24 protein-coding genes and 1 tRNA gene are annotated in these 25,101 nt (G+C 69.6%); 16 read left to right on the top strand and 9 right to left on the bottom strand.

The genetic code is table 11. The annotated features are described in order from the left end of the window. Position 1: 1 nt before the first annotated feature. The 5 genes from IEY60_RS05105 to IEY60_RS05085 all read left to right on the top strand — a co-directional run bounded on the left by IEY60_RS05105 (position 2) and on the right by IEY60_RS05085 (position 3,666). A complete protein-coding gene (locus IEY60_RS05105; RefSeq protein WP_189024255.1) occupies positions 2-1,366 on the top strand; it encodes a cobyrinic acid a,c-diamide synthase CobB in 1,365 nt (454 codons plus the stop codon). Continuing rightward, a complete protein-coding gene (locus IEY60_RS05100; RefSeq protein WP_189024254.1) occupies positions 1,366-1,746 on the top strand; it encodes a cobalamin biosynthesis protein in 381 nt (126 codons plus the stop codon). The genes IEY60_RS05105 and IEY60_RS05100 overlap by 1 nt, the downstream gene beginning before the upstream one ends. Positions 1,747-1,807: 61 nt before the next feature. Next, positions 1,808-1,873 (top strand) — tRNA-Asp (locus IEY60_RS05095). A gap of 273 nt (positions 1,874-2,146) precedes the next feature. Continuing rightward, positions 2,147-2,968: a TROVE domain-containing protein gene (locus IEY60_RS05090; protein ID WP_189024253.1), complete on the top strand. Its 822-nt coding sequence runs from the start codon at positions 2,147-2,149 to the stop codon at positions 2,966-2,968. Between the two features lie 227 nt (positions 2,969-3,195). After that, on the top strand, positions 3,196-3,666 hold the full coding sequence (locus IEY60_RS05085; protein WP_189024252.1) for a hypothetical protein: 471 nt from the start codon (positions 3,196-3,198) through the stop codon (positions 3,664-3,666). A 111-nt stretch (positions 3,667-3,777) separates the two neighbouring features. On the opposite strand, the gene IEY60_RS05080 is transcribed toward IEY60_RS05085, so the two are convergent. Continuing rightward, on the bottom strand, positions 3,778-4,887 hold the full coding sequence (locus IEY60_RS05080; protein WP_229739548.1) for an Rv3169 family protein: 1,110 nt from the start codon (positions 4,885-4,887) through the stop codon (positions 3,778-3,780). A gap of 15 nt (positions 4,888-4,902) precedes the next feature. Then, positions 4,903-6,033: a phosphotransferase family protein gene (locus tag IEY60_RS05075; protein ID WP_189024251.1), complete on the bottom strand. Its 1,131-nt coding sequence runs from the start codon at positions 6,031-6,033 to the stop codon at positions 4,903-4,905. A gap of 188 nt (positions 6,034-6,221) precedes the next feature. Between IEY60_RS05075 and IEY60_RS05070 the strand changes: the two genes are divergently transcribed. From IEY60_RS05070 to IEY60_RS05060, 3 genes are all read left to right on the top strand, one after another. Further along, positions 6,222-7,577 carry a DoxX family protein gene (locus IEY60_RS05070; RefSeq protein WP_189024250.1) on the top strand — a complete coding sequence of 452 codons (1,356 nt, stop codon included), beginning with the start codon at positions 6,222-6,224 and terminating at the stop codon, positions 7,575-7,577. Positions 7,578-7,683: 106 nt separating this feature from the next. Beyond that, positions 7,684-8,925, top strand: a complete 1,242-nt coding sequence (gene cobA, locus IEY60_RS05065; protein ID WP_189024249.1) for a uroporphyrinogen-III C-methyltransferase — start codon at positions 7,684-7,686, stop codon at positions 8,923-8,925. A 78-nt stretch (positions 8,926-9,003) separates the two neighbouring features. Further along, positions 9,004-10,464 (top strand): MFS transporter, encoded by a 1,461-nt coding sequence (locus IEY60_RS05060; RefSeq protein ID WP_189024966.1) that lies wholly within the window; start codon positions 9,004-9,006, stop codon positions 10,462-10,464. Between the two features lie 9 nt (positions 10,465-10,473). Here the strand turns inward: IEY60_RS05060 and IEY60_RS05055 are convergent, their stop codons facing one another. After that, on the bottom strand, positions 10,474-10,887 hold the full coding sequence (locus tag IEY60_RS05055; RefSeq protein ID WP_229739547.1) for a PPOX class F420-dependent oxidoreductase: 414 nt from the start codon (positions 10,885-10,887) through the stop codon (positions 10,474-10,476). 132 nt (positions 10,888-11,019) lie between these two features. On the opposite strand from IEY60_RS05055, the gene IEY60_RS05050 reads away from it, so the two are divergent. Further along, on the top strand, positions 11,020-11,640 hold the full coding sequence (locus IEY60_RS05050) for an HD domain-containing protein (protein WP_189024246.1): 621 nt from the start codon (positions 11,020-11,022) through the stop codon (positions 11,638-11,640). Between the two features lie 3 nt (positions 11,641-11,643). Here the strand turns inward: IEY60_RS05050 and IEY60_RS05045 are convergent, their stop codons facing one another. The 3 genes from IEY60_RS05045 to IEY60_RS05035 all read right to left on the bottom strand — a co-directional run bounded on the left by IEY60_RS05045 (position 11,644) and on the right by IEY60_RS05035 (position 14,825). Next, entirely contained in the window at positions 11,644-12,891 is a 1,248-nt protein-coding gene (locus IEY60_RS05045) for a DUF1444 domain-containing protein (protein WP_189024244.1), read from the bottom strand. Positions 12,892-13,116: 225 nt separating this feature from the next. Continuing rightward, positions 13,117-13,986 (bottom strand): SGNH/GDSL hydrolase family protein, encoded by an 870-nt coding sequence (locus IEY60_RS05040; RefSeq protein ID WP_229739546.1) that lies wholly within the window; start codon positions 13,984-13,986, stop codon positions 13,117-13,119. A 146-nt stretch (positions 13,987-14,132) separates the two neighbouring features. Continuing rightward, positions 14,133-14,825 carry a type 1 glutamine amidotransferase domain-containing protein gene (locus IEY60_RS05035; protein WP_189024242.1) on the bottom strand — a complete coding sequence of 231 codons (693 nt, stop codon included), beginning with the start codon at positions 14,823-14,825 and terminating at the stop codon, positions 14,133-14,135. Positions 14,826-14,919: 94 nt separating this feature from the next. Here IEY60_RS05035 and IEY60_RS05030 point away from each other — a divergent pair, with 94 nt between their 5' ends. The 4 genes from IEY60_RS05030 (at position 14,920) to IEY60_RS05015 (ending at position 17,385) form a co-directional block, all read left to right on the top strand. After that, positions 14,920-15,846, top strand: a complete 927-nt coding sequence (locus IEY60_RS05030; RefSeq protein WP_229739545.1) for a LysR family transcriptional regulator — start codon at positions 14,920-14,922, stop codon at positions 15,844-15,846. A gap of 91 nt (positions 15,847-15,937) precedes the next feature. Further along, positions 15,938-16,618 carry an NADPH-dependent F420 reductase gene (locus IEY60_RS05025; RefSeq protein ID WP_189024240.1) on the top strand — a complete coding sequence of 227 codons (681 nt, stop codon included), beginning with the start codon at positions 15,938-15,940 and terminating at the stop codon, positions 16,616-16,618. A gap of 90 nt (positions 16,619-16,708) precedes the next feature. Next, entirely contained in the window at positions 16,709-16,990 is a 282-nt protein-coding gene (locus IEY60_RS05020; protein ID WP_189024238.1) for an ArsR/SmtB family transcription factor, read from the top strand. Next, positions 16,990-17,385, top strand: a complete 396-nt coding sequence (locus IEY60_RS05015) for a VOC family protein (RefSeq protein ID WP_189024960.1) — start codon at positions 16,990-16,992, stop codon at positions 17,383-17,385. Before IEY60_RS05020 ends, IEY60_RS05015 begins: the two co-directional genes overlap by 1 nt. Here the strand turns inward: IEY60_RS05015 and yaaA are convergent. Beyond that, complete coding sequence (gene yaaA / locus IEY60_RS05010; RefSeq protein ID WP_189024236.1) at positions 17,375-18,121, bottom strand: peroxide stress protein YaaA; 747 nt, start codon at positions 18,119-18,121, stop codon at positions 17,375-17,377. The genes IEY60_RS05015 and yaaA overlap by 11 nt on opposite strands. Positions 18,122-18,225: 104 nt before the next feature. On the opposite strand from yaaA, the gene IEY60_RS05005 reads away from it, so the two are divergent. Together IEY60_RS05005 and IEY60_RS05000 are read left to right on the top strand one after the other, a co-directional pair. Beyond that, positions 18,226-19,974, top strand: a complete 1,749-nt coding sequence (locus IEY60_RS05005) for a proline--tRNA ligase (RefSeq protein ID WP_189024234.1) — start codon at positions 18,226-18,228, stop codon at positions 19,972-19,974. A 133-nt stretch (positions 19,975-20,107) separates the two neighbouring features. Next, positions 20,108-21,562: a DUF6882 domain-containing protein gene (locus tag IEY60_RS05000; protein ID WP_189024232.1), complete on the top strand. Its 1,455-nt coding sequence runs from the start codon at positions 20,108-20,110 to the stop codon at positions 21,560-21,562. 152 nt (positions 21,563-21,714) lie between these two features. On the opposite strand, the gene IEY60_RS04995 is transcribed toward IEY60_RS05000, so the two are convergent. Continuing rightward, positions 21,715-22,746, bottom strand: coding sequence for an FAD-dependent oxidoreductase (locus tag IEY60_RS04995; RefSeq protein WP_189024230.1), 1,032 nt, complete (start codon positions 22,744-22,746; stop codon positions 21,715-21,717). A gap of 19 nt (positions 22,747-22,765) precedes the next feature. Continuing rightward, positions 22,766-23,281, bottom strand: a complete 516-nt coding sequence (locus IEY60_RS04990; protein ID WP_189024228.1) for a MarR family winged helix-turn-helix transcriptional regulator — start codon at positions 23,279-23,281, stop codon at positions 22,766-22,768. A gap of 49 nt (positions 23,282-23,330) precedes the next feature. On the opposite strand from IEY60_RS04990, the gene IEY60_RS04985 reads away from it, so the two are divergent. Then, positions 23,331-25,082: an acyl-CoA dehydrogenase family protein gene (locus IEY60_RS04985; protein ID WP_189024226.1), complete on the top strand. Its 1,752-nt coding sequence runs from the start codon at positions 23,331-23,333 to the stop codon at positions 25,080-25,082. Positions 25,083-25,101 lie beyond the last annotated feature (19 nt).

Raw genomic sequence — 25,101 nt, 5'->3', positions numbered from 1 at the left:
CATGAGCGCGCCGGCAGTCGTGATCGCGGCCCCGGCGTCCGGCAGCGGCAAGACGACGTTGGCCACCGGGTTGATCGGCGCGCTGCGCCGGGCCGGGCATCAGGTCGCGCCGTTCAAGGTGGGGCCCGACTACATCGACCCCGGTTATCACGGGCTCGCGGCGGGGCGGCCGGGGCGCAATCTGGATCCCGTTCTGGTGGGCGAGGATCGGGTGGTGCCGCTGTATCGGCATGGTGCGCACGGCTGCGATATCGCGGTCGTCGAGGGCGTGATGGGCTTGTTCGACGGGCGGATCGACGAGAACCGGACCGAGGCGGTCGCCGAGGGCTCGACCGCGCAGGTCGCGAGTCTGCTCGGGGCGCCCGTGGTGCTGGTGGTCGACGCGCGCGGGCACTCCCAGAGTCTGGCCGCCCTGCTGCACGGGTTCGCCACCTTCGACTCCTCGGTTCGGCTGGGTGGGGTGATCCTCAACCGCGTCGGCAGTGAACGCCACGAGCAGGTGCTGCGTGCCGCCTGTGACCGCGTCGGGATCCCTGTCCTCGGCGCACTGCCCCGGATGGCCGAATTGGAAGTCCCCTCACGGCATCTGGGCCTCATTCCCGCTGTCGAACACGGTGCCGCCGCTACCGCCGCGGTCGACGCGATGACCGAACTCGTCGCGGCGCACGTCGATCTGCGGGCGATCGTCGACCTGGCCGGGGGATCTGTCCAGGGGCCGGCCTGGGACCCGGTGGTGGAACTGGCCGCGGTGGCTGACGGGGCTCCGCTGGTCGCGATGGCCGGAGGACCGGCGTTCACCTTCGGGTATGCCGAACACCGCGAACTCCTGATCGCGGCCGGCGCCCAGGTGGTCGTCTTCGATCCGTTGACCGATGAACTGCCCGATGGCACAGCGGGATTGGTACTCCCCGGCGGTTTCCCGGAGGAGCACGCGGGCGCACTGTCGGCCAACGAGAAGCTGCGGAAGGCCGTAGCCGACGGCGCCGCGCACAACCTGCCCGTCCACGCCGAATGCGCAGGGCTGCTCTACCTGACCCGCTCCCTCGACGGCCACCCGATGGCAGGAGTCATCGACGCCGACGCCGAATTCGGCCCCCGCCTGACCCTCGGCTACCGCGACGCCGTCGCCCTGCACGACTCCACCCTCTGGCGAGCGGGCACCCGGGTCCGCGGCCACGAATTCCACCGCACCCGCCTCACCCGCACCGGCCCCGAGAGCGCTGCCTGGGGTTGGCGCACGACAACCTCCGTCACGGAGGGTGCGGTGGTCCGCCAGGTCCACGCCTCCTACCTGCACACCCACCCCGCCGGAAACCCCGACGCCATCGCCCGATTCGTCGACGCCGCGAGTCGATTCGGTCACTGATGGCGACTGAATTCGACAGGCCCGCAGTGGTTGTCGGCATCGGCGTCCGTCCCGGAACCGTCGCGGAGAAGATCGTGCACGCGATCGAATCGGTGGTCGGTGACACCACCACCATTTCCTGCCTGGCCACGATCGATCGACGGGCGGCCGAACCAGGCATGGGCGCGGCCGCGGCAATGCTAGGTGTCCCGGTGATCGCTTTCGGCGCGGCGCAACTGGCCGAAGTCGAGGCACCGTACCGATCGCCCCTGACGTCACAGTCCGTCGGCACACCCAATGTCGCGGAGGCGGCGGCACTGCTGGCGGGAAAAGGTGAACTCGTTTGTGGCCGTACGGTTGTCGACGGCGTAGTGGTAGCCGTCGCAACGGTCGCCGGCTAGCCGAATCAATTCGCTGGGCAGGATCGAACCCACCCAGTACCGTTTTGATCAGCAGCCGCACGGCGGACCGGATTCGATCGGTTACCACTGTCACTGGGGATGTCGCAGGTTCGAATCCTGCCCGCCACCGCATGGTGGTGGTAGCTCAGCCTGGTAGAGCGCCTTCCGGTCGGGAACACACGCCCGCCGCGCGGCTGCGGTGCGCAGGAGCAGGACGGACCGGATTCGGCCGGTTATCTGGTAAGGACCCATGGTCCAGCAGGTTCGAGCCCTGCGGCGGAAAGCGATTTCCGTTTCCCGGCCGAGACACACATGTCCGTCCGCTCCGCGCACCGTCACACGCCCCGGTGGGTCCCGGGGCCGAAACAGCAACGCCGGTCTCTGTATCGGAGGGGGAACTATGATTATTCTGTCGCGCTTTTCTCGACGCAGCACGCCGCAGACCAGTCCTGTCGATGCCCGGCAGGTCGTCAACGACGCGGGCGGCTACGTCTTCGAGATCACCCCGCAGGCGCGAGTGCGTCGATTCCTCACCCTCGGAACGGAATCCGGCACGTACTACGTCAGTGCCGCGGCGCTGACCGCCGACAATGCCGACTTCCTCGTCGAGTACGCGGCCGAGCACACCGCCGAGCTGGTGCGCGAGATCGTGGAGATCTCCACGTCGGGCCGCGCGCCACGCCAGAACCCGGCGCTGTTCGCGCTGGCAGCCGCCGCCTCGCTCGGTGACGTCGACGGCCGCCGGGCCGCGCTCGCCGCACTGCCGCTGGTCGCCCGCACGGGCACCCACCTGTTCCTGTTCGCCGGCTACGCCGAGCAGTTCCGCGGCTGGGGTCGCGGTCTGTCCCGCGCGGTCGCGCACTGGTACCTGGACAAGCCGGTCGATGACCTGGCCTTCCAGGTCGTCAAGTACCGGCAGTGGGAAGGCTGGTCGCACCGCGACCTGCTGCGTCTGTCGCACCCGGCGACCGCCGAGGACGAGCGGCGCAGGCTGTTCGACTGGATCTGCGGTCGCACCCCGGAACTCGACGGCCTTGCCTTGGTCGACGGTTTCCAGCGGGCGCAGTCCGCGCCGGTCGAGCAGGTGCCGGAGCTGGTGCGCGAGTACCGGCTGAGCTGGGAGATGCTGCCCAATGTCGCGCTGAGCGCACCGCAGGTGTGGGAGGCGTTGCTGGACAACGGTCTTCCGCGGAGCGCACTGCCGTGCTTGACCCGGGCTTGACCCGCGGCCCGCGTACCGCCGCGATTTGCGCTCAGCTCACCGGCCCCGACCCCGGACCTCGAGCTGCTGCGCTGCTCGCGAGAGGCGGTGAATTGATCCGTCCGAGAACGACTGTCACAGGAGTAGTGGTGGCCGCGGTGACGTCGCAGAATCTGTAACCTGAATGCGCGTGTGTTCGAGCTGAACCGACCATCGAAGTTCTGAGTCTCGAAGGGGGAAAGACGAATATGTCGGCGCGAGGGACGTCGAAAGACGAGGCCACGCCTACCGAAGTTGAGATCGCGTGGTTGGCCGGCCTGCTGGAAGGCGAGGGGTCGTTCGCCATGATCAGGAGCCGTGTCGGCGGCAAGATCTACCGCTATCCGCAAATTATCGTCAACATGACAGATCGGGACGTCATTGCGCGGGTGGCCGGTTTGTTCGGGGGTTCAGTGTATGACGTCCCTCGATACATAGAAGGCCGAAAGTTGGCGTATCGAGCACAGATCACCGGTTCAGGGGCGGCGCAGTGGATGAAGGATCTATACCCATGGCTCGGTGAACGCAGGCGATCGAGGATCGACGAAGTCCTGACGGAGTATCGAGCGCAGGAGCCGACTCAGGTCCGACGTCAGCGAGCATGCTCCGAGGCTGCTGCCAAGCGTCTGAGGAGTGACTCCACCGGGCAGTTCGTGACTGGGGACTCGCCGGGCATCTGAGGCTGCAACGTCATTGCTGGCCGACTTCGCCACGGCCGCATAGGAAATCGGAGCCGCCGCGACCTCGTTGTCGCGGCGGCGCCTTTCCTCTCGCGCGAAAGATCGGTCGCCTCAGGGGGCGACCGAGGACCAATCGGCGAAACCGGTGGGGTCGTGGCGGCCCATCGAGGCGTGCTCGAACAGGCCCCAGCCCTCGGCGTCGCCGCAGCGGGCGAAGCCGATGTGGTCGATCACGCCGTAGGGGGTGCGGGCGACGATCGCGGGGTCGGTGAGGTCGTAGGCGCTCGACAGCGACCAGTCGCGGCCCATCCAGCGGCCGTGCGTCCAGTCGGGGTCGGGGCCGTAGCCGCAGCCGACGTGCAGGGCGATGCCGGGGCGGGACTCGATCTCGACCTCGAGGGGCTTGCCGTCGGGAGTGGTCATGTCCAGGCGCACCGACTTCGGATGCCGGGTGCCCGGCTCGTAGGTCCAGTGCATCCGGGGCCAGCCCAGCTGCTCCTTGCGGCCGTCGTTCCAGATCCGGACCGCGTTGTTGAGGGTGCGGGTGCCGTCGGGATCCTCCTGGATGATCACCACGAGGGCGAACTCGTCGAACCGCAGCGGCGCGTACAGCCACCAGAACCCGCCTGCGCCCTCCGAGGCGGCGCGGCCGGGCGGCTCCGGCTCGCCCGAGGGACGGATGCCCCAGGAGCGGTCGCGGCTGCCGGTCCACACCGCCGGATCGACCGTGTAGTCGCGGCCGTCGACGGCGAGAGTACCTGCCCAGGAACCCAATTGGGCGAACCGGGAGGCCTCGATGATCGGCCGGGTGCCGGACAGGATCAGATGCGGCTGCTCCTGCACGGCAGGGTGCGCGCCGGTCCAGGTGAGGTCGAAGCCGAGGTCGTCGTGCTCGCACACCACCCGCAGCTGCTGCAACGGCTCGATCACCTCGACCCGGTAGCCGCCCACCGCCGTGGTCAGGTCGCGGGAGGTGAGCGCGTCGGAGAACCGGACGCTGCGCTGGGCGTCACCATGGCGCACCGTCGCGAACGCGTCGACGACGCCCAGGTTCGGGTACACGCCGAACCCGGTGATCAGCATGGTGTCGCCGGACGGGTCGAAGGCGTTGAAGTAGTAGCGGTCGTAGAAGTTGCGGTCGCTGGTGGCCACCCGGGCCAGCGACAGCGGCGTCTGATGGACCGGGTATTCGTCCAGGGGGACGGGCATGATCGCGTTCATGGTCGTGTCTCCTTCTCAGTCCCACTCGTAGGTGCCGTCGAGCAGTGCCTCGAGGCTGAGCCGGTGCATCACGTAGTCGTCGAGCTCGGCGGGCACGGTGTCCTCACCGAAGTGGATCATCCGGCGCTTGATCCTGGCCATCACGATCGCGTGCCGCAGCGCCGCGTAGATGATGTAGAAGTCGAGATCCTGGACCGTATGTCCGGTCAGCTCTTCGTATTTCGTGACCACCGCGTCCTTGCGCAGGAAATCGGGCAGGCCGGGCTGATCGAAGCGGGTGGCGATGTCCTGGAAGAAGCGGTGGATGAAGATCACCCAGCCCAGGTCGAGTTCGCGCGGGCCGAAGGTCGCCATCTCCCAGTCCAGGACCGCGGCGGGAGTGAACCCGTCGAACAGGATGTTGCCGGGGCGGGCGTCACCCCAGTTCAGTACGTCGGGGCCGGTCTCGGCGGGCCAGTTGGCTTCGAGCCAGTCGAAGGTCCGCTCGATCAGCGGGATTCGCACGCCGTCGTCGGTCAGCGCCCACCGGTACCAGTCGCGCTGGGCCTCGAAGTGCCTGCGCAGCGCCGAACCCTCACCGTCGAGCAGCGGGAAGCGGCGGGTGATGTCGTCGATCGCGTGCACGCGGGCGATCACGTCGACGGTCGCGTCGGCGATCTGCTCGCGCTCGGCCACGGTCGCGTCGAACACCCAGCCGAAGAACACGTACGGCGGGTTGTCGGCGGCGACCCGGCCCTCGGCCTTCTCCATCACGAAGAAAGGTGTGCCGAACGCTGATTCGTCGAGTTCGAGCCAGCGCAGCGGCGGTACCGGAACGTCGGAGGCCTCGGCGACCCCGGCCATCACCTGGTACTGCAGCGGCAGGTCGTAGGACTGGAACACCGGGAACGAACCGTCCTCGGGCGCCATCCTGGCCACGAACGAACCGCCCCCGGCGACACCGTCGACCGACCACTCGGCGTCGAACAAGATGGTGGTGCTCGACATGCCGCCGGTGGACGGCTTGCTCAGATTGCCGACCTTCGGCGGTGCATCGGCGCCGACCTTGCCGGCCAGCCACTGCGACAACTGCTCGGCGAGTTCGTCGAGATCACGCTCGGTGACGGTGAGCGACTGTTGTGCGGTGAGGTCCGGATCGTCGGACATAGATACCCCTGTCGGCAAAGTTGAAACACGTTCGATACCGGCGTACCGGAAGACCGACCGGAATGCCTAGCGGTCCGTCGGTGAGTGAGATTCAGGGTTGACACCGCAAAGATCGGGGTTTTCCCGGACGCGCCCGGTGGTGACGCCGATTAGCTTCGGTAGCAATCGAACTCGATGAGGAGGCAACGGTGACCGCCGTGACCACGGAGCGCGCCCACGACGACACCGCGAGCCCGCCGCCACCCGCTCCGACCTGGCACCCGGTGACGCGGCTCGCCTTCCGGTTCAGTGTCGCCTACCTCGGGCTGTTCTGTCTGTGGATGGCGCAGATCAGCTTCGTCTTCCTCGGTGTGCTCGCGCTGCACCTGCCCGAGGACGCCATCGCCTGGCAGATGATCTCGCTGGCGCCGGTGAGCCGCTGGATCGGCGAGCACGTGTTCGGCGTGGCGGCGGAGCTGGCCATGAACGGCAGCGGCGATCAGGCCGCGATCTGGATCCAGTGCGGTCTGGTGCTGGTGGCGGCGGTGCTGATCACCGTCGTCTGGTCGGTGCTCGACCGGCGCAGGCTCGCCCATCCCCGGCTGCTGAGCTGGTTCCTCACGGTGCTGCGGCTGTGCGTCGGCGGGCAGATGCTGTTCTACGGGTTCGCCAAACTCGTTCCGACCCAGATGCCGGAGCCCGCGCTCACCACGCTGCTCACCCGGGTCGGCGACCTGAGCCCGATGTCGATGCTGTGGACCCAGGTCGGATCCTCGCCCGCCTACGAGATGTCGCTGGGCGCGGCCGAGGTGCTCGCCGGTCTGCTGCTGTTCTGGGCGCGAACCGCGACGCTGGGCGCGATGCTCAGCGTGATCAGCATGGCGCAGGTGTTCCTGCTGAATCTGACCTTCGACGTGCCGGTGAAGATGCTGTCCGGGCATCTGCTGCTGATGAGTCTGGTGCTGCTCGCACCGCAGGCGCGGCGACTCGCGAATGTGCTGGTGCTGGAGCGGGATTCGGGGCCGATGGTGCAACCGCCGCTGTTCGACTCGGCGCGCAGGAACCGGTGGGCGGCCGTGGTCCAGGTCGCGGCGGGGCTGTGGATCACGGTGAGTTTGGTCTACATCAGCGGGCAGTCGTGGGACGAATACGGCGGTGGCACACCGAAACCCGAGCTGTACGGCATCTGGGAGGTCACCGAGTTCACCGCCGAGGCGAGCCCGGTGCCGCCGCTGACCACCGATCCGGTGCGGTGGCAGCGCCTGATCATCGATGCGGGCTCGGCGGGCTATCAGCGGATGGACGACTCCGTCGTGCCGGCGGTCGCCACGTTCGACACCGAGGCGCACACGATGACGCTGGCCGCCGCACCGTCCGCTCCGGGCGAAGCTCCGGCGGCCACCACGACCTTCATCGTCGACCGGCCCGTCGAGGACCGGCTGACGCTGCGGGGTGAGCTCGACGGCCGTCCGGTGACGGTCACGCTCGACCGCCTGGATCTCGACAGTTTCCCGTTGCGCGGCACGGACTTCCGCTGGGTGCAGAACAACCCGTACGTCGGCTGAGGTCCGCCGGGCCCACGCCGCGGAAGACGGTCGGCAGCGGCTGGCCGACGCTGATGTCGGCGGGCCCGTTCGGTGTCCGGCGGGCCAGGAACTAGGCTCCGACATTGTGCCGAACACGTCTGACACCGCATCGACCCCGCCCGCCGGAGACCCGAACTACCTGGTCGGGCTCGATCTGCGCGGGCGCAGAGTAGTCGTGGTCGGCGGCGGCACGGTCGCCCAGCGCAGGCTCGGTCTGCTGGTGGCCTCCGGCGCGGATGTCCACGTGGTCAGCAAGACGGTCACCCCGGCCGTCGAGGGCATGGCGACGGCGGGCCAGCTCACCGTCGAGCTGCGCGCCTACGCCGACGGCGATCTCGACGGCGCCTGGTACGCGATGGCCTGCACCGACGAACCCGAGACCAATGCGGCGGTGGTCGCCGAGGCGACGGCGAAGCGGATCTTCTGCGTGCGCGCCGACGTCGCCCGCGACGGCACCGCCGTCACCCCCGCCACCGCGCGCTACGACGGGCTGACCCTCGGCGTCCTGGCCGGTGGCGCGCACCGGCGCTCGGCCGCGGTGCGCAACGGGCTGCTCGAAGCGCTGCAATCGGGCGTGGTGACCGATGATTCGGAGCCGGTGACACCCGGTGTCGCCCTCGTCGGCGGTGGCCCCGGCGATCCCGACCTGATCACCGTGCGCGGTCGCAGGTTGCTCGCGCGCGCAGACCTGGTGGTCGCCGACCGGCTCGCGCCGCCGGAACTGCTCGCCGAACTGGGCCCGCACGTCGAGGTGATCGATGCAGCGAAGATCCCGTACGGCCGGTCGATGGCGCAGGAGGCGATCAACCTCGCGCTCGTCGAGGGCGCCAAGGCGGGCAAGTTCGTCGTCCGGCTCAAGGGCGGCGACCCGTATGTGTTCGGCCGCGGCTACGAGGAGCTCGAGGCCTGCACCGAGGCGGGGATCCCGGTGACGGTGGTGCCCGGCATCACCAGCCCGATCTCGGTGCCCGGCGCCGCGGGCATCCCGGTGACCCATCGCGGCGTGACCCACGAGTTCGTCGTGGTCAGCGGCCACGTCGCGCCCGACCATCCCGACTCGCTCGTCGACTGGGCCGCGCTGGCCAAGTTGCGCGGCACCCTCGTGCTGATGATGGCGGTGGAACGGATCGACAAGTTCGCCGGCGTGCTGCTCGCCGGTGGCCGGCCGGCCGATACCCCGGCCGCGGTCATCCAGGAGGGCACGCTGCGCACCCAGCGGGTGGTCCGCGCCGATCTGGCCACCGTCGCCGAGAAGGTCAAGTCCGAGGGCATCCGCCCGCCCGCGATCATCGTCATCGGCCCGACGGCCGGTTTCGGGCTGGACTAGCTTCACGGGCCGCGCACCCCTGCGTTGCCACCCCGCCAATTACACTGCCTCGTTGTGCTCGAGAAACCCGCTGCGACGATGCAGTATCCGGTGACGAAGCGGGCCTTCGGCCTCGCCATCCTCGTACTGAGCGGCCTGCAGCTCATGGTCGTGCTCGACGGCACCGTCGTGATCTTCGCCCTGCCGCGGCTGCAGGAGGAGATGGGGCTGTCCAGTTCGGGCAGCGCGTGGACGGTGACCTCCTACGGCCTGACCTTCGCGGGGTTGATGCTGCTCGGCGGCAGGCTCGGTGACGCGTTCGGCCGCAAACGCATGCTCATCTACGGCGTCGGGCTGTTCACCGCCGCCTCGCTGGCCTGCGGCCTGGCCAACGGCGAGGCGATGCTGCTGATCTCGCGCGCCTTCCAGGGCGCGGGCGCCGCGATCGCGGCGCCGACCGCGTTCGCGCTGGTCGCGACGACCTTCGCGCCAGGGCCCGCCAGGAATCAGGCGATCGCGATCGTCGGGTCGATGGCAGGTATCGGCTCGGTCGGCGGCCTGGTCGTCGGTGGCGCGCTCACCGAGTTCTCGTGGCGCTGGATCTTCCTGATCAACGTCCCGATCGGCGCGCTGATCGTGCTCGGCGCGATCTACAAGCTCACCGACACCGCCCACCACCGCACCCCGCTCGACATCAAGGGCGCGATCCTGGGCACCCTGGCCTGCGCGACGATCGTGTTCGGCGCGACCGAGGGCCCGGCCATGGGCTGGGACAGCCCGGTGATCCTCGGCTCGCTGATCGGCGGGTTCGCGCTGCTGGTGATCTTCGTGCTCACCGAGCGTCGCGAGTCCGATCCGCTGCTGCCGTGGTCGCTGTTCGACAGCCGCGACCGGGTCGCCACCTTCGCCCTGATCTTTCTGGCGGGCGCGGTGCTCGGCGCGATGACATTCTTCGTCGCGCAGCTGCTGCAGAACGTGCTCGGCTACAGCCCGCTGCAAGCCGGTGTCGCCTCGATCCCGTTCACCATCGGCATCGGTGTCGGCGGCGCGGTGGCGTCCAAGGCGGCGCTGGTGATCGCGCCGCGCTGGCTGCTGTCGGCGGCGGCGGTCGTGCTGGCCTGCGGTCTGCTGTTCGGGTCGACGCTGGACCGGCACGTGCAGTACCTGCCGACGCTGCTTGCGCTGCTGCTGGTGATCGGCTTCGGCGTCGGTGTCGCCATGGTGCTGGCGCCGCTGTGCGTGCTTGTCGGAGTGCCGCCGTCGAACATCGGCCCGCTCTCGGCGGTCGGCCAGATGTTCATGAACCTGGCCACCCCGATCGCGATCGGCCTGCTCAGCCCGATCGCCGCCTCGCGCACCCTCTCGCTCGGCGGTCGCGACGGCTTGGCCGCGAACATGTCCCCGACCGAGATCGACGCGCTCAACAGCGGGTACGCGCTGGTGCTGCTGGTGTGTTCCGGGCTGGCGGTGCTGGCCGCGCTCGTCGCGCTGACCCTGCGCTACACCCCGCAGCAGCTGGTGCAGGCCCAGCACGCGCAGGAAGAGGCCCAGCGGAGCTGACCGCGCCGATCACAGGCGGCCGGCGACCCGGTGCGGGGTGATCCGGATGATGACGCGCTCCCCGTCGTGCACGGAGGCGGGATTGAACTCGCGGTAGGGCTTGCCGGTGTACTTGAGCGACATCTCGTCGGGCAGCTCGCGCTCCGGATCAGGGATAGTCGTCGCCGTGCCACGGATCTCGGCGTAGAGGAACGGCCGCTCGGGCGGGTTCACCATCACCGTGATCCGGGGGTCGCGCACCAGGTTCTTGGCCTGCTGCCGCTCGACGGTGGTGGAGAACAGCAGGTCGTCGCCCTCACGTTTGATCCAGACTACGGTCAGGTGGGGATGCCCGTTCGCCCCGAGCGTGGCGACGGTCGCGTAGACCTTCTCCTCGTCCAGATACGACTTCAGCTCATCGGAAAGCACTGCGGTATCGGTCACGCTCCCGGACAACGCGATCCGCGGCCGGCGCATTCCGCCCGACCGTGGATCCGGCGTGTCGGCGATGTGTGACAACGGATGTCATCGAATCCGGGGTTGTCGGCGGGGGCGGGGCCGTCGACACTGGAGGACATGACGTCGTCGTTGGACCTGCTCGACCGCTGGATCGCCTTGGCGGGCCCCGACTCCGCGCATTTCGGAGCCGGGATCATCGCCCGCTACGCCGAACCGCATCGCCGCTATCACACCGTCGAACACCTGCGGGTGATGCTGGCCGCGATCGACGAATTGGCCGACAGCGCAACAGATATCGACGCCGTCCGCTATGCCGCGTTCTTCCACGACGCGATCTACGCCGTCGACCGGGCCGACAACGAGGAACGCAGCGCCGACCTGGCCCGTGACGTCCTCGAATCCCTCGGCGCCGGAAAGGAACTCGTCGCGGAGGTCGTGCGGCTCGTGCTGCTGACCCGCGGGCACGACTCCGAAGCGGGCGACGCCAACGGTGCGGTGCTCTGCGATGCCGACCTGGTCGTGCTCGGTGGCGACCCGGACAGTTACGCCGCCTACGCCGCCGCCGTGCGCGTCGAATACGGGCACGTGCCCGACGATCTGTTCCGCTCCGGTCGCGCGGCGGTGCTGCGGGCGATCGCGAATCAGCCGGTGCTGTTCCGGACCGCGGCGGCGCGCGCCCGCTACGAGGAGCGGGCGCGCGCGAATCTGGCGGCGGAGCTGGCGCAGCTCACGGGATAACGCTCAGCGCAGGCCCTGCGCGGCGGCCATCCTGGCCATCGCCTGCGGGCCCGGGTGGTACTGCACCCGGTAGCGGACCGGGAAGAGCCCGGGCACGGGCACCAGGTCGACCTCGGTGGCCAGGACATGCCACGGCACGCCGAAAGTGGCGCCGGTGTCGACGTTCGTCAACGAGACGTTGTGGGCGTGCGGCAGCAGTGTCGGGACGGTGTCGGACCATGGTGCGACGGTGGTTTCGATGCCGTCTCCGCCACGGACGTGCATCAGCGTCGCGGCGTGGTCCTCGATGAGCTCCGCGTCGAGGTCGGCGCGTAGTCCGTCGTGCTGCGTGCCGTACGCCTGGGCGGCCAGTGTCGATTCGGCCGACCGGATCGCGGGCCACGCCGGATGGTGCCGCGGCACCGTGAACGGGACGAGCCCGCCGTGCTCGTCGAGGGTGTAGGGCACCGGCGACACCGGGCGCTCCGCGTCGTCGAACAACCCGCGCGCGACCTCGACCAGCTCACGTACCCGCTGCGGTGAGGTCGCGAAACCGACGAACACCCCGACACTGCCGGGCACGAAAACGATCGGCAGCGCACCGGCTTTCGCGCCGAGACCGGCGATCCAGCCCCCGGCGAGCGGCAGCGCGCCCGCGTACATCTCACCGTCCTCGTCGGCCAGGTACAGCACGCCGTCGGCCGGATCGAAGACATCGACGATCGCGGATCCGAGTTCGGCCATATTGGCGCGTGCGGTCTCGAACACGGTGTCGGCGTCGACACCCCAGGTCGCCAAGTGTTGCGGCGTCACGGATTCCATCGACGTCGGCTTGTCGATGACCACCCGTTCCATCAGGCAGGGAAGCAGCGGTCGCCAGAGGGTGTTGTCCGCGATCGACAGGCCCTGCACCCGCGTCGCGAGTCCGCCCGCCTGCCGGATCAGCGGTCGCAGACGCGGGGCTACGGTCGCCCAGGCGAGACCGGACGAGTCGTCCTCGCCATTGTCGATCAAGCGGTTCAGCTGGAACATCAGGACATCGCCCGCGAGTTCCCGCGGCGCCGCGCTGACGGCACGGTACGGGGTGGCCAGGCTGATCTGTGCCCAGCCACCGGCCGGGGTGGCGTACGTGATCGTGAATTCCGCCGCGTCGAACTCGGCGGAGACGATGCCGGGGCGTGCCCGCACGATCGTCAGCGCCCACTCGCCGAACGCCGCGTAGTCGTCGGAATCGCTCCTCCGCTTTCCGAAGACGCCACTGAGAAAACCCATTCGAGCCCTGCTCCACTCCACTGTTGGCCCCTGACCCGGACGAGCGCCGAGGCGCCGTCGCGACCCCACCGGGGCCGGATCGTTGTCACGTTCTCCCGGGCGAGCCGCAGCAGAACCGGCGAACATTACCCGCAGGGCGTGCGAATTGCACTGTGGGACAAGGAATCGTGGCTTTGTCCAGGTCAGGCGGGGTGTGCCGGGTCCGTCGGCAGCTGGAGGAGTAGGTCAGCGGTGGAGCGCTCCGCTGGATTCGACGGCGGCGGAGATGAGTTCGGCGACGCCGCGCTGACCGGCCAGGGTCGGGTGGTAGGGGAGCAGGGTCTGGTCGGCGACGAGCGGGTCGAACCAGCGCACGGACGGGTCGGCGCACATGCCGAGTGCGGGTGAGGCCGCGATGGTGTCGATGTAGACGGCGCCGTGGGCCGCGGCCTCGCGGGCGACGACGGTGTTGAGGCGGGCGAACTTGGACTGGATGTAGGCGGCGTCGGCGGGGAGCAGGCCGAGCATGGCCGGGCAGCTCGTGTCGCCGAGGTAGGTCGGCCAGCCGTCGACGAAGATTCGCGCGTCGGGGGCGCGGCGGGCGATGTCGGCGAGTGCGGTGGCGTAGGCAGGCGCGATCCCGTCGATCTTGCGGTCCCACTCCGGATCCGCCGCCGCCGCACAGCCACCGGATGCCGCGGCCGCGTGGCAGTTCAGGATGTACTCGGTCATGTCGGCGTCGTTGGCGCCGATGTGCACGGTGACGATCTCGGTCGCGGGCCCCAGCGCGTCGAGCTGTGGTCCGACGCCGGGTGTTTGGGAGGCGTAGAGGTCGGGGATCTTCGCTGAGCTGCAGGTGCGGTCGTCCAGGGCGAGGCCGAGGCGCTCGGCGACCAGCCGGGGAGCATTGGTGGTGGAGCGCACGCAGCGCAGTGGCGCCTCGAGGTCGAGGTTGGCGGCGCCGGTGGTCGCGGCGCCGGAATCACCGAGCGCGACATACGCCGTCCCGTTCGCGACCGGGGGCTCGGCCTGCGCGGGGACGAGCGGCAGTGCCGAGAGCGTCAATGCCGCGATAAGCGCGCGCAGGCTGTTCTTCATCGAACGGCGGGGATCCACATCGCGAAGAGTAAGACGATGTGCCCCAGGCCACAACCCTCGCCGCCGACAGAGCCGGGAAGCGCCTCCGGCTGTTGCCTACGCACCCGCCGGGACCAGGCCCACCTGCACCGGATCCCGGCGGCCGTCGACGTCCGATCCGTCTGTCAGAGCGCTGTCAGCATCTCCGCGGCCAGCTTCGCCGAAGAGGCGGGGTTCTGGCCGGTGTAGAGGTTGCGGTCGACTTCGATGTGGGGCGCCCAGGGCTCGCCCTCGCGGTAGTCGACACCCAGGGCGACCAGGCGGTCCTGCAGCAGCCATTTCGCCTTGTCGGCGAGACCCGCCTGGGTTTCCTCGGCATTGCTGAACGCGGCGACGCGGTATCCGGCGAAGGGGGAGTTGCCCGCGGCGTCGGCGGTGGCGAGCAGGGCGGCGGGGGCGTGGCAGACGACGCCGAGCGGCTTGCCGGAGGCGAGGGCGGCGGTGAGGAGCTTGCCGGAGACGGGGTCGACGGCGAGGTCTTCCATCGGGCCGTGGCCGCCGGGGTAGAAGACGGCGTCGTAGTCGGCGAGGTCGACGTCGGCGAGCGGGATCGGCTGCTGCAAGGCGGTGGCGCCGGACAGGACCTCGGCGACGGCGGCCGCACGGTCGGCGCCGCCGTTCGCGTCGGCGGCCAGGCTCGCCTGGTCGACCGTCGGGACCACGCCGCCCGGGGTCGCCACCGTGATGAGGTGGCCCGCGCCGGTAAACGCCTCGTAGGGCGCGGCGAACTCCTCGGCCCAGTACCCGGTGGGGTGCTCGGTGCCGTCCGCCAGGGTCCAGCGATCGGCGCCGGTGAGGACGAACAGGATGTGTGCCATCGGATTCCTTCTCCCTGTCAACGGGTTTCGTGGGGACCGGTCGTGGTTCCCACGCTAGGGGCGGTGGCATTTCCTGACCAATAGACTGGTCGATATGAGACATAGGCCAGCCGATGGCTCGATGGATCTGGTGCAGCTCCGGACATTCCTCGCGGTCTATCGAACCGGATCGCTCACCGCGGGCGCCGCACAGGTCGGCCTGTCCCAGCCGACCGTGACCACGCAGATCCAGGCGCTCGAACGGCACCTGGGCAGGCCGCTGTTCGAGCGCCTGCCCCGCGGGGTGACGCCGACGGCCGCCGGTCACGAGCTGGCGGCACGGGTGAGCGCCCCGCTCGACGCGCTGGAGTCGGTCGTCGGCGGCGCGGGCGCCGACCATCCGCCGCCGCCCGAACCGCCGGTGCTGCTCGGCGGTCCGGCCGAGATGCTCGCCGTGCAGGCACTGCCCGCGCTCGCGCCGCTGATCACCGACGGTGTGCGGCTCACCGTCACCAGCGGGCTCACCGACGATCTCCTGGCCGAATTACGTTCGGGGACACTAGATCTGGTCATCGCCACCGCCCGCCCGCGTGGCCGGACCGTCCTCGCCGAACCGCTCGTCGACGAGGAGTTCCTGCTGGTCGCCGCACCCGCGGTCGCGCACGGCATCGACACCGACCGCCTGCGCGCCGACGGCCCCACCGCCCTCGACGGGATCCCGATCATCAGCTACGCCGCGGATCTGCCGATCCTGCGCCGGTATTGGCGGCACGTGTTCGACACCCGCCTGGAGACCGAACCGGCCCTGATCGTCGCCGACCTGCGCGCCGTGCTCGCCACGGTGCTCGCGGGCGCCGGGATCAGCGTGCTGCCCCGCTATCTGTGCGCCGGCGAACTCGCCGACGGCTCGTTGATGACCTTGCTCGACCCGGCCGACCCGCCGATCAACACCGGATTCCTGGCCCGCCGAGTCGGCGCCCCACCCCGCCCGCACGTCGAACTGGTCCGCGCCCGGCTGACGGAAGCAGCGCGCGACTGGTGACTCCGGTATTCCCGATCCACCCGGTCGGTGGGGCATCTCTCGCTCCCCCGCCGAGGGAACACGCGCGCCGGATCGATGGTTGACCGAGCACATGACGACACTCGGATTGATCGGCAGCGGCAATATCGGCTCGACTGTGGCGAGACTGGCGGTAGCCGCCGGAATCGACGTGGTACTCAGCAACTCTCGCGGACCGGAGACGCTCGCCGACCTCGTCGCCGAGCTGGGCCCGCGGGCCAGTGCGGCGACCCCGGCCGAGGCGGCGGCCGCCGGTGATCTCGTCGTGGTGACCGTGCCGTTGAAGGCGTATCAGCAGGTGCCGGTGGCGCCGCTGGCGGGCAAGGTCGTCCTCGACACCAACAACTACTACCCCGAGCGCGACGGCGCCATCGCCGAACTCGACGCCGACACCGTCACCACCAGCGAACTGCTGCAGCGGCACCTGCCCGAGTCGCAGGTTGTCAAGGCGTTCAACAACATCTACTTCGAGCATCTGGCCGAACTGGCCCGTCCCGCGGGCGCGGCCGATCGCTCGGCGCTGCCCGTCTTCGGCGACGACCCGGCCGCGAAGATCGCCGCCGCGCACCTCATCGATGCCCTCGGCTACGACGTCGTCGACGGTGGCACCCTCGCCGAGAGCCGTCGCTCCCAGCGCGACACCCCGGTCTATGTCCACCCGTACGCCGTCGCGGTGGATTCGTGGCCGCCTGCGGCCGCCAAGACCGCTGACGTCGCGACGGTGCGGACCGCGCTGGCCGCCGCCGAGGTCTGACCTCAGGGATCGTCTACCTGCGTCGATGCTTGACATGCAAGTAGCGGCTTGCCTATTGTTCGAGGGGAGACGACGGGAGGAGCGTGCACCGTGACCGATATCTTTTCGGCACTCGCGGATTCGACGCGGCGCGCGCTCCTCGACGAACTGGCGGACCGGGACGGGCAGACCCTGTTCGAACTGTGCGCCAAGCTCGCCACCAAGCATGGGATCAGTTCGTCGCGGCAGGCGATCACCCAGCACCTGGGGATGCTCGAAGCCGCCGGACTGGTGACCACCCGTCGTGCAGGCCGCTACAAGTTCCATCACGCCGACTTCACGCCGTTGCGCGCGGTGTCGGAGCGATGGCCGATCCCCCAGGAGAACAGATGATCCGCATCGGTGTGACCAGCATCTTCGTCGACGACCAGGACAAGGCCGAGAAGTTCTACACCGACGTGCTCGGCTTCCAGGTCAAGGACCGGGTCTCGCTCGGCGAGCACGACTGGCTGACCTTGGTCTCACCCGCCGACGTCGACGGCACCCAGCTGCTGCTCGAACCCGACCAGAACCCGATCGCCCAGAACTACAAGACCGCGCTCACCGCCGACGGCATACCGTGCATGATCTTCACCGTCGACGATCTCGAGGCCGAATACCGCCGCCTGCTCGATCGCGGCGTCCTGTTCACCCAGCCGCCCCAGCCGATGGGCGAGGTCACCACCGCGGTCTTCGACGACACCTGCGGCAACCTCATCCAGCTGATGGGCGCGCCCACTACTGCGTGATGATGAGAAGTTCGGTGGGGGAGGCGATCTCGGTGCGCAAGCCCGCCTTGGTCGCCACCCGCGCCACCGCGCGGATGTCGGTCGGCTCGGCCCTGGTGAGGACCAGGGCGCGAGCCAGCAGGCCCTTGTGATGTTTGTTGAAGTGACTGACCACCGTGCGTGACCCGTCGGGGTGCTCGGTGAGGACGTTGGCGGTGATCGCGTCGGGGACTCGGCCCAGCTGCTGGTAGGTGCCCGAGCGCAGGTCGATGACGAGCTCGCCCGCGGCCTCCGCGGAGAGGGCGTCGGGCAGTACGTCGCGCCACAGCGCCGACAGTGTCGGCAGGCCGGGGAGTTTGGTGCCGCCGGAGAGGCGGTAGGCCGGGATCGGATCGCTCGCGCGGACCGCGCCGAACAGGGCCGAGCCGATCCCGAGGCGCGCGTACGCCTTGGCCCGCTGCGCCTTGGTGAACGATGTCGCGTCCAGCGCGTCGTAGAGGACACCGGTGTAGCGCTCCAGCGCGGGCCGGGTCGGTGACGCGCGCAGGCTCGCGTTGCGGGCGATCTCGGCGTCGGCGCCCTTGCCGAGGCCGAGCGCGGCGGTCGCGGCCGCCGGGTCGGCGGCGAGCTGCACCACCTCGGTGACCAGCTTGTCGCGCACCGCGGTGAGCTGCGGCATCGCCAGATCGGCCAGGTCGAGGGGCGCGCCCGTTCCGCCGTCGGACTTGGTTTCGGAGGGAGGCAGCAGCACCAGCACGATCGCCTACGGTACCGGCGTCGTCCCACGCCGTGGCCGCTGGTGGCACTGCAACCGTAATCGGCTTGCACGGCGCCCTGGACCAGGGACTACTCTGTGCATCCGTGATCACCCGCCTCTCCCGCCTGTTCCTGCGCACCCTGCGAGACGATCCCGCCGACGCCGAGGTGCCGAGCCACAAACTGCTGGTTCGCGCCGGCTACGTCCGCCGCGTCGCCCCGGGCGTGTACTCGTGGCTGCCGCTGGGCCTGCGCACGCTGCGCCGGATCGAGGACGTGGTGCGCCAGGAAATGGACGCCACCGGCGCCCAGGAGATCTCCCTGCCCGCGCTGCTGCCGCGCGAGCCCTTCGAGACCACCAACCGGTGGACCGAATACGGCGACGCCCTGTTCCGCCTGCAGGACCGCAAGGGCGGCGACTACCTGCTCGGCCCCACCCACGAGGAACTGTTCGCGCTCACCGTGAAGGGCGAATACAACTCCTACAAGGATCTGCCGGTCACGCTGTACCAGATCCAGGCCAAGTACCGCGACGAGGAACGTCCCCGCGCCGGCATCCTGCGCGGCCGCGAGTTCACCATGAAGGACTCCTACTCCTTCGACCTCGACGACGACGGTCTCGCCACCAGCTACGCCACCCACCGCGCGGCCTACCAGCGCATCTTCGAACGCCTCGGCGTCAAGTACGTGATCGTGGCCGCCACCTCCGGCGCCATGGGCGGCAGCGCCTCCGAGGAATTCCTCGCCGAGAGCCCCGTGGGTGAGGACACCTACGTGCGCTGCGTCGAGTCCGGCTACGCGGCCAACGTGGAAGCCGTGGTCACGCCAGCGCCCGCGCCGCTGCCCATCGAGGGTCAGCCCGCCGCGGTCGAATACGACACCCCCAACACCCCCACCATCGCGACGCTGGTCGACTGGGCCAACGAGGCGAATGTCCTCGATCGCCCCGTCACCGCGGCCGACACGTTGAAGAACGTGATGGTCAAGCTGCGCCACCCGGACGGCAAGACCGAGATCCTCGGCATCGGCGTCCCCGGCGACCGCGAGGTCGACGACAAGCGCCTGGAAGCCTCCGTCGAGCCCGCCGAGGTGGAACTGCTCACCGAGGCCGACTTCGCCGCCAACCCCTTCCTGGTGAAGGGCTACATCGGCCCGAAGGCGCTGCAGGCCAACGGTGTTCGCTACCTCGTCGACCCCCGCGTCGTCGAGGGCACCGCCTGGATCACCGGCGCCGATGTGCAGGGCAAGCACGTCGTCGGCCTGGTCGCCGGTCGTGACTTCACCCCCGACGGCACCATCGAGGCCGCCGAGGTCCGCGACGGCGATCCCTCGCCCGACGGCGCGGGCCCGCTGGTGGCGGCCCGTGGCATCGAGATCGGCCACATCTTCCAGCTCGGCCGCAAGTACACCGACGCCTTCGACGTCGACGTGCTCGGCGAGAACGGCAAGCCGGTCCGCCTCACCATGGGCTCCTACGGCATCGGCGTCTCCCGCATGGTCGCGGTGATCGCCGAGCAGCAGCACGACGAGAAGGGTCTGCGCTGGCCCGCCGAGGTCGCCCCGTTCGACGTGCACGTGGTGATCGCCAACAAGGACGCCGCCGCCCGCGAGGGCGCCGAGCAGGTCGTGGCCGGTCTGGACTCCCAGGGCCTCGAGGTCCTCTTCGACGACCGCACCGCCTCGCCCGGCGTGAAGTTCAAGGACGCCGAGCTGCTCGGTATGCCGTGGATTCTCGTGATCGGCCGCGGCTGGGCCGACGGCAAGGTCGAACTGCGCAACCGCCTCACCGGTGAGGCCGAGGAGATCCCGGCCGAAGACGCGGTCACCGCGGTCACCGCGAAGATCCGCGGCTGACATCGCTCGACCCGATCGCGCGCGGCACGCGATCGGGTCGGGCGAAAGCCGCTGCGGGACAAGAGATTACTCGCGGCCGCCCGGTGCGCTCGCCGCGATGCCGACGGCCCCGGGGACTGATAGTTTCGAGCGCGTGGACACGTTCAGCGATTCGCTGTTGCGGCTGGCGCGGAATTATCTCGGCGTGGCGATCGAGCAGTACTCGGCATTTCAGGAGCAGATCAGGCCGGGACCGACCCGGGTGGACCATCATTCGGGTCGCGTGTGGATCGGCGATCGGGAGTTCGCCGGGTCCGGCGAGATCGGGACCTACGCCGAGGACCTGAGCTTCATGTGGGCCTGGGCGAAACCCGCTCTGGACGGCTTGCCAGGCGTCGCGGCGTCGACGCGGATGCGTGAGCTGGGGTTGCGCCATGGGATTCCCGAATTCGCCCAAGGGATCGTCGACCTGTCCGGGTTCCCCGACCCGATGCTCGCAGCCGACCATCTGTCGATCATCGCGCTGGGAGCGCTCGGCGGCCGCGGGATGACCAAGTTCAATCACGGCGGTCGCGCGTACGCCTACCTGATCGTCGACGACGAGCAGGTGCCCTGTGCGGCACCGGATCCGGGAGTTGTCGCGGGTGTGGTTCGCGCGGCCGCCCACATGCTGCCGGGCGCGGGCGCACGGGCGGTCGTGGCCGGGTACGCCCATCACCACCACGCGCCCCTTCGCGACACCGCCGACGGTGTGGAGGTACAGCTGCCCGACGGGCTGCGGCTGGTCGTCCGGATCGACGACGGTGACCGGCTCGTCGACGCCGAGGTCGTCGGCCCCGGTCATGGTGCGGTCGCCGCGGCCGATCCGATGCCCCGGCACGAGCGGATTCCGCCGTTCTTCCCGGACAGCCTGCTCGTCGCGCTGGCGCCCGCCGCGGCGACCACCGTCGGCGGTCATGGATCGCTGCGGGGCGCGGCCGCCGCCGCGGCGGTGCCGACCCTGCGGTGGCAGCCGATGTACGGCGACGACGACGTGGTCGATGCTCCCCACCGGCCCGTGGCCGTCGCCGAGATCGGCCGGTACGACAGCGAGCACCGGATCTGGGCGTGGGCGCCCCAGGATTGGACGGGTACCGCCGCGCTGCGCCGGCTGGCGTGCGAGCACGGCGCCGAGCACCTGGCGCTGGACCGCGTCGACCTCGGCACCACCGTCCACCCCGACAACGTCGTCACGATGCTCGTGGCCGGGGCCGCCGATCTGGGTGGGACCGTCGGCTGGGCAGCGGTTCCCGGCGGTGCCGGGTGGCGCTACTTCGCGGTCGTCGACGACGCAGTGACATCGACCGGTTCGGACCCCGGCGTGGCCGCCCAGCTCATCGAGACCGCGGCGAACCTGTTGCATCCCTTGACCGATCCGCACAGCCGCTACCCCACCATGCGGGCGATGGTCGTCGGCTACTTCGATCGCTACCGCGTCACCACGCTGACCTTCGGCGAGCCGCAGATGCTGCTCGGACACTTCGGCCTGTACGAGATGCGGGTGGAGTTCGATGCCACCGGCGGGATCGTCGGCACGCGCACCGGCATGATCGGCGAACTGATGAGCTGAACCCGTCGATCTGCTCGCGATGTGTCTCGCCTGGATCGGCGGCCGACGGAATCGCCGGCCCGTGCCCGGTGCATGGCGCTGAGGTAGAACCCGTGCGGCGGAGATGTCTCCTCGCCTCGGTGGCCGCAGCGGTGATTCGGATGATCGCGTTGTCAGGCGCCGAGGTCGGCGAACACGCGGCGCTTCATCGGCGGGATGGCGCCTGCCGTGCGGAGCACGAGCTTGCCCATCATCCGGCCGAGTCTGCCGTCGGCGACGGAGCGTTCGGCGGTGGACAGCGAGGTGCGGACCGCGGCGAAACCGTAGTCGGTCATGGCGGCCTCGTAGCTGTCGAGGGCCGCGAGCAGGCCGCGTTCGCGGCGGTCGGCGGAGATCAGCATCCGGCACAGCAGCTGGGCGTCGCGCCGGGCGGTGTTGGCGCCGATGCCGGCGAACGGGGTCATGCTGTGGATGGCGTCGCCGAGCAGGGTGACGTTCGTCGTGGTCCAGCGGGGGATCGGGACCGAGGTCTTGATCGGGATGAGAGTTGTTGTGGCCGGGTCGGATTCGGCGACGAGGTGACGGAGTTCCGGTGCCCAGCCGGTGGTCATCCGGTCGGCGGTGGCGTGCAGTCGGGCCGGAGTGAACTCGGTGAGGTCGGTGCCGAAGCGCTCCCGCTTGGCCGCGAACGCCCAGAACACGTAGGACCGGGTGTCGTCGAACAGCAGGCCCGGCGGCAATCCCTCGGCGGCGGGTACGGCCGCGGGTGCGGTGAATTCGTGGGGCGCGATGAACATTCCGCAGCCGCTGGGCGGGATCACGCTCCACGGGTGGGTCAGCAGGCGCGGGTCGAGGCGGTCACGGGCGGCGTCGGTGAGTGCGTACTTGCCGGAAATGGTGACGATGCCGGTGGCGTCGAAGTCGACGAGACGATCGAACTGCTCGGTGACGAAGCCGAATCCGTTGCCGCCCTTGCCCGAAGCCGCGACGAAGGCGTCGAACAGCGCGGGGGAGAGCAGCTCGTGCAGTGCCGCGCTGCCGTGCGGGTTGACGTGGATGCGGAAGCCTTGCAGCCGATCGGTGCGCTGCACCTCGCGTTCGTGCACGCGCACCGCGACACCGGCCCGGCGCAGGCCGTTGGCCAGTGCCAGGCCGCCGATGCCGCCGCCGGCGACGATGGCCTGCAGTGGGGTGTTGGTTGCCATGACGGTGTCCTTTCGATGGTCAGGCCCGGCTCCAGCCGAACCCGCCGGAGCGCCGCTTGGACGCTCGCTGCTGCTGGGTGGGACCCGCCTGCGCCCAATCGGTGATCAGCCGGTCCAGCAGGCGGGTGAGAGTGATGACATCCTCGGCGGGCCAGTCGGCGATGACCGCGCCGAACACCTGGTCGCCGACCTCGAGGAACCGCTGGAGTTCCGCGCGCCCCGCGTCGGTGATCTCGACGAGGATCGCCCGCCGGTCGGCCGGGTCCGGTGCGGTGCGCACCAGCTCGGCCTCGGCCAGGGTCTGCACGTGCCGGGTGATCGAGGCGGGCAGCGCGCCCAGGCGCTCGGCGATCTCCCCGGCGCGCAGCGGACCCGCCTCCGCCACCGCCTGCAGCACCCCGACGCGGACCGGGTCGTACGCCCGGGAGGTTCCCTGACGCATCGCCTCGGCGAACTTGCTCGTCGTGCGGGCGAGTTCGGAGACCTGATCCTTGGGTGGGAACTTACGCCTACGTAGGGGAAACCTGCAGGTCATAGCCTCGAGGCCCGGCGTAGCGGCGTAGCGGCGCTGCTAAGTTGGGCCCATGACGAGTTCGCCGAGCCTGCTGTTCAACCCCGCCACCTACGACCCGCAGCACTTCGATGCCGAGACGCGGCGGCTGCTGCGGGCCACCATCGAGTGGTTCGAGTCCAAGGGCAAGGCGCAGCTGATGGCCGACGATCGCGACGCGGTGTGGGTCCAGGATTTCCTGGACTTCGTCGCGAAGGAGAAGCTGTTCGCGACCTTCCTGACCCCGGCCGCCTACGCCGACGGTGACCCGAACAAGCGCTGGGACGCCGCCCGCAATGCGGCGCTGGCCGAGATCTTCGGCTTCTACGGCCTGGCGTACTGGTACGCCGAGCAGGTCACCATCCTGGGTCTGGGCCCGATCTGGCAGAGCGACAACGAGATCGCCAAGCGCAAGGCCGCCGCCGACCTCGACGATGGCCAGGTCATGGCGTTCGCGCTGTCCGAGCGCGATCACGGCGCCGACATCTACAACACCGACCTGATCCTCACCCCGAGCGAGCCGGGCAGCGCCGACGCCGAGGCGGGCATCCTGTTCCGCGCCAACGGCGAGAAGTACTACATCGGCAACGGCAATGTCGCCTCGATGGTGTCGGTGTTCTCCCGTCGCGCCGATGTCGAGGGCGCCGAGGGCTACATCTGGTTCGCCGCCGACAGCCGCCACGACAACTACCACCTGATCGAGAGCGTCATCCACGGTCAGATGTATGTCAGCCACTTCCGGCTGGAGAACTACCCGGTGACCGCCGCCGACGTGCTGCACGAAGGCCCTGAGGGCTTCTCGGCCGCGCTGAACACCGTCAACGTCGGTAAGTTCAACCTCTGCCACGGCAGCATCGGCATGGTCGAGCACTCGTTCTTCGAGGCCATCACCCACGCCAACAACCGCATCCTCTACGGCAACCCGGTCACCGACTTCCCGCACGTGCGCGGCAATTTCGTCGACGCCTACGCGCGCCTGATCGCGATGAAGCTGTTCAGCGACCGTGCCGTCGACTACTTCCGCAGCGCCTCGCTCGAGGACCGCCGCTACCTGCTGTTCAACCCGATGACCAAGTCCAAGGTGACCTCCGAGGGCGAGGTCGCGATGACCCTGCTGCTGGATGTGCTGGCCGCCAAGGGTTTCGAGAAGGCCACCTACTTCGCCGAGGCCTCGCGCTACATCAACCACCTGCCCCGGCTCGAGGGCACGGTGCACGTCAACGTCGGCCAGATCCTGAAGTTCATGCCGAACTACCTGCTCAACCCGAAGGAATACCCGGCGATCGGCACCGACCTGGCGCCCGGCGACCAGGAGTTCTTCTGGAAGCAGGGCCCGGCGCGCGGCGCGGGCAAGGTGCAGTTCGCCGACTGGACCCCGCCCTACGAGCAGGCCGCCGGCGTGCCCAACGTCGGCCGGTTCTACGAGCAGGCCCAGGCGCTGCGCACCCTGCTGCTCACCGCGGCGCCCGACGCCGATCAGCAGAAGGACCTGGACTTCATGCTGACCATCGGCCACCTGTTCTCCACGGTGGTCTACGGCCAGCTGATCCTCGAGCAGGCCGAGCTCACCGGGCTCGACCGCGACGTGCTCGACCAGATCTTCGACTTCCAGATCCGCGACTTCAACACCCAGGCCACCGCCCTGCTCGGCAAGCCCTCGGTCACCGAGGCGCAGCGCGAGTGGGCGATCGGCGCCCTGCGCAGCCCCGTCGCCGACGCCGAGCGCTTCGACCGGGTGTGGGAGCAGGTGGAGTCCTACGACGGCGCCTACGCGATGCGCCCGTAGCAGTGGCAGGTCCCGGGCG

The organism is Nocardia rhizosphaerihabitans (assembly GCF_014646295.1).
GTDB lineage: Bacteria > Actinomycetota > Actinomycetes > Mycobacteriales > Mycobacteriaceae > Nocardia > Nocardia rhizosphaerihabitans.
This window is presented reverse-complemented; position numbering and strand designations above follow the sequence as displayed.

What these genes read in the sequence shown, in the direction of transcription:
- IEY60_RS05105 (WP_189024255.1), top strand. Translation starts at nt 2, where the DNA reads ATGAGCGCGCCGGCAGTCGTGATCGCGGCCCCGGCGTCCGGCAGCGGC.
- IEY60_RS05100 (WP_189024254.1), top strand. Translation starts at nt 1,366, where the DNA reads ATGGCGACTGAATTCGACAGGCCCGCAGTGGTTGTCGGCATCGGCGTC.
- IEY60_RS05090 (WP_189024253.1), top strand. Translation starts at nt 2,147, where the DNA reads ATGATTATTCTGTCGCGCTTTTCTCGACGCAGCACGCCGCAGACCAGT.
- IEY60_RS05085 (WP_189024252.1), top strand. Translation starts at nt 3,196, where the DNA reads ATGTCGGCGCGAGGGACGTCGAAAGACGAGGCCACGCCTACCGAAGTT.
- IEY60_RS05080 (WP_229739548.1), bottom strand. Translation starts at nt 4,887, where the DNA reads ATGAACGCGATCATGCCCGTCCCCCTGGACGAATACCCGGTCCATCAG.
- IEY60_RS05075 (WP_189024251.1), bottom strand. Translation starts at nt 6,033, where the DNA reads ATGTCCGACGATCCGGACCTCACCGCACAACAGTCGCTCACCGTCACC.
- IEY60_RS05060 (WP_189024966.1), top strand. Translation starts at nt 9,004, where the DNA reads ATGCAGTATCCGGTGACGAAGCGGGCCTTCGGCCTCGCCATCCTCGTA.
- IEY60_RS05050 (WP_189024246.1), top strand. Translation starts at nt 11,020, where the DNA reads ATGACGTCGTCGTTGGACCTGCTCGACCGCTGGATCGCCTTGGCGGGC.
- IEY60_RS05045 (WP_189024244.1), bottom strand. Translation starts at nt 12,891, where the DNA reads ATGGGTTTTCTCAGTGGCGTCTTCGGAAAGCGGAGGAGCGATTCCGAC.
- IEY60_RS05035 (WP_189024242.1), bottom strand. Translation starts at nt 14,825, where the DNA reads ATGGCACACATCCTGTTCGTCCTCACCGGCGCCGATCGCTGGACCCTG.
- IEY60_RS05030 (WP_229739545.1), top strand. Translation starts at nt 14,920, where the DNA reads ATGAGACATAGGCCAGCCGATGGCTCGATGGATCTGGTGCAGCTCCGG.
- IEY60_RS05025 (WP_189024240.1), top strand. Translation starts at nt 15,938, where the DNA reads ATGACGACACTCGGATTGATCGGCAGCGGCAATATCGGCTCGACTGTG.
- IEY60_RS04995 (WP_189024230.1), bottom strand. Translation starts at nt 22,746, where the DNA reads ATGGCAACCAACACCCCACTGCAGGCCATCGTCGCCGGCGGCGGCATC.
- IEY60_RS04990 (WP_189024228.1), bottom strand. Translation starts at nt 23,281, where the DNA reads ATGACCTGCAGGTTTCCCCTACGTAGGCGTAAGTTCCCACCCAAGGAT.
- IEY60_RS04985 (WP_189024226.1), top strand. Translation starts at nt 23,331, where the DNA reads ATGACGAGTTCGCCGAGCCTGCTGTTCAACCCCGCCACCTACGACCCG.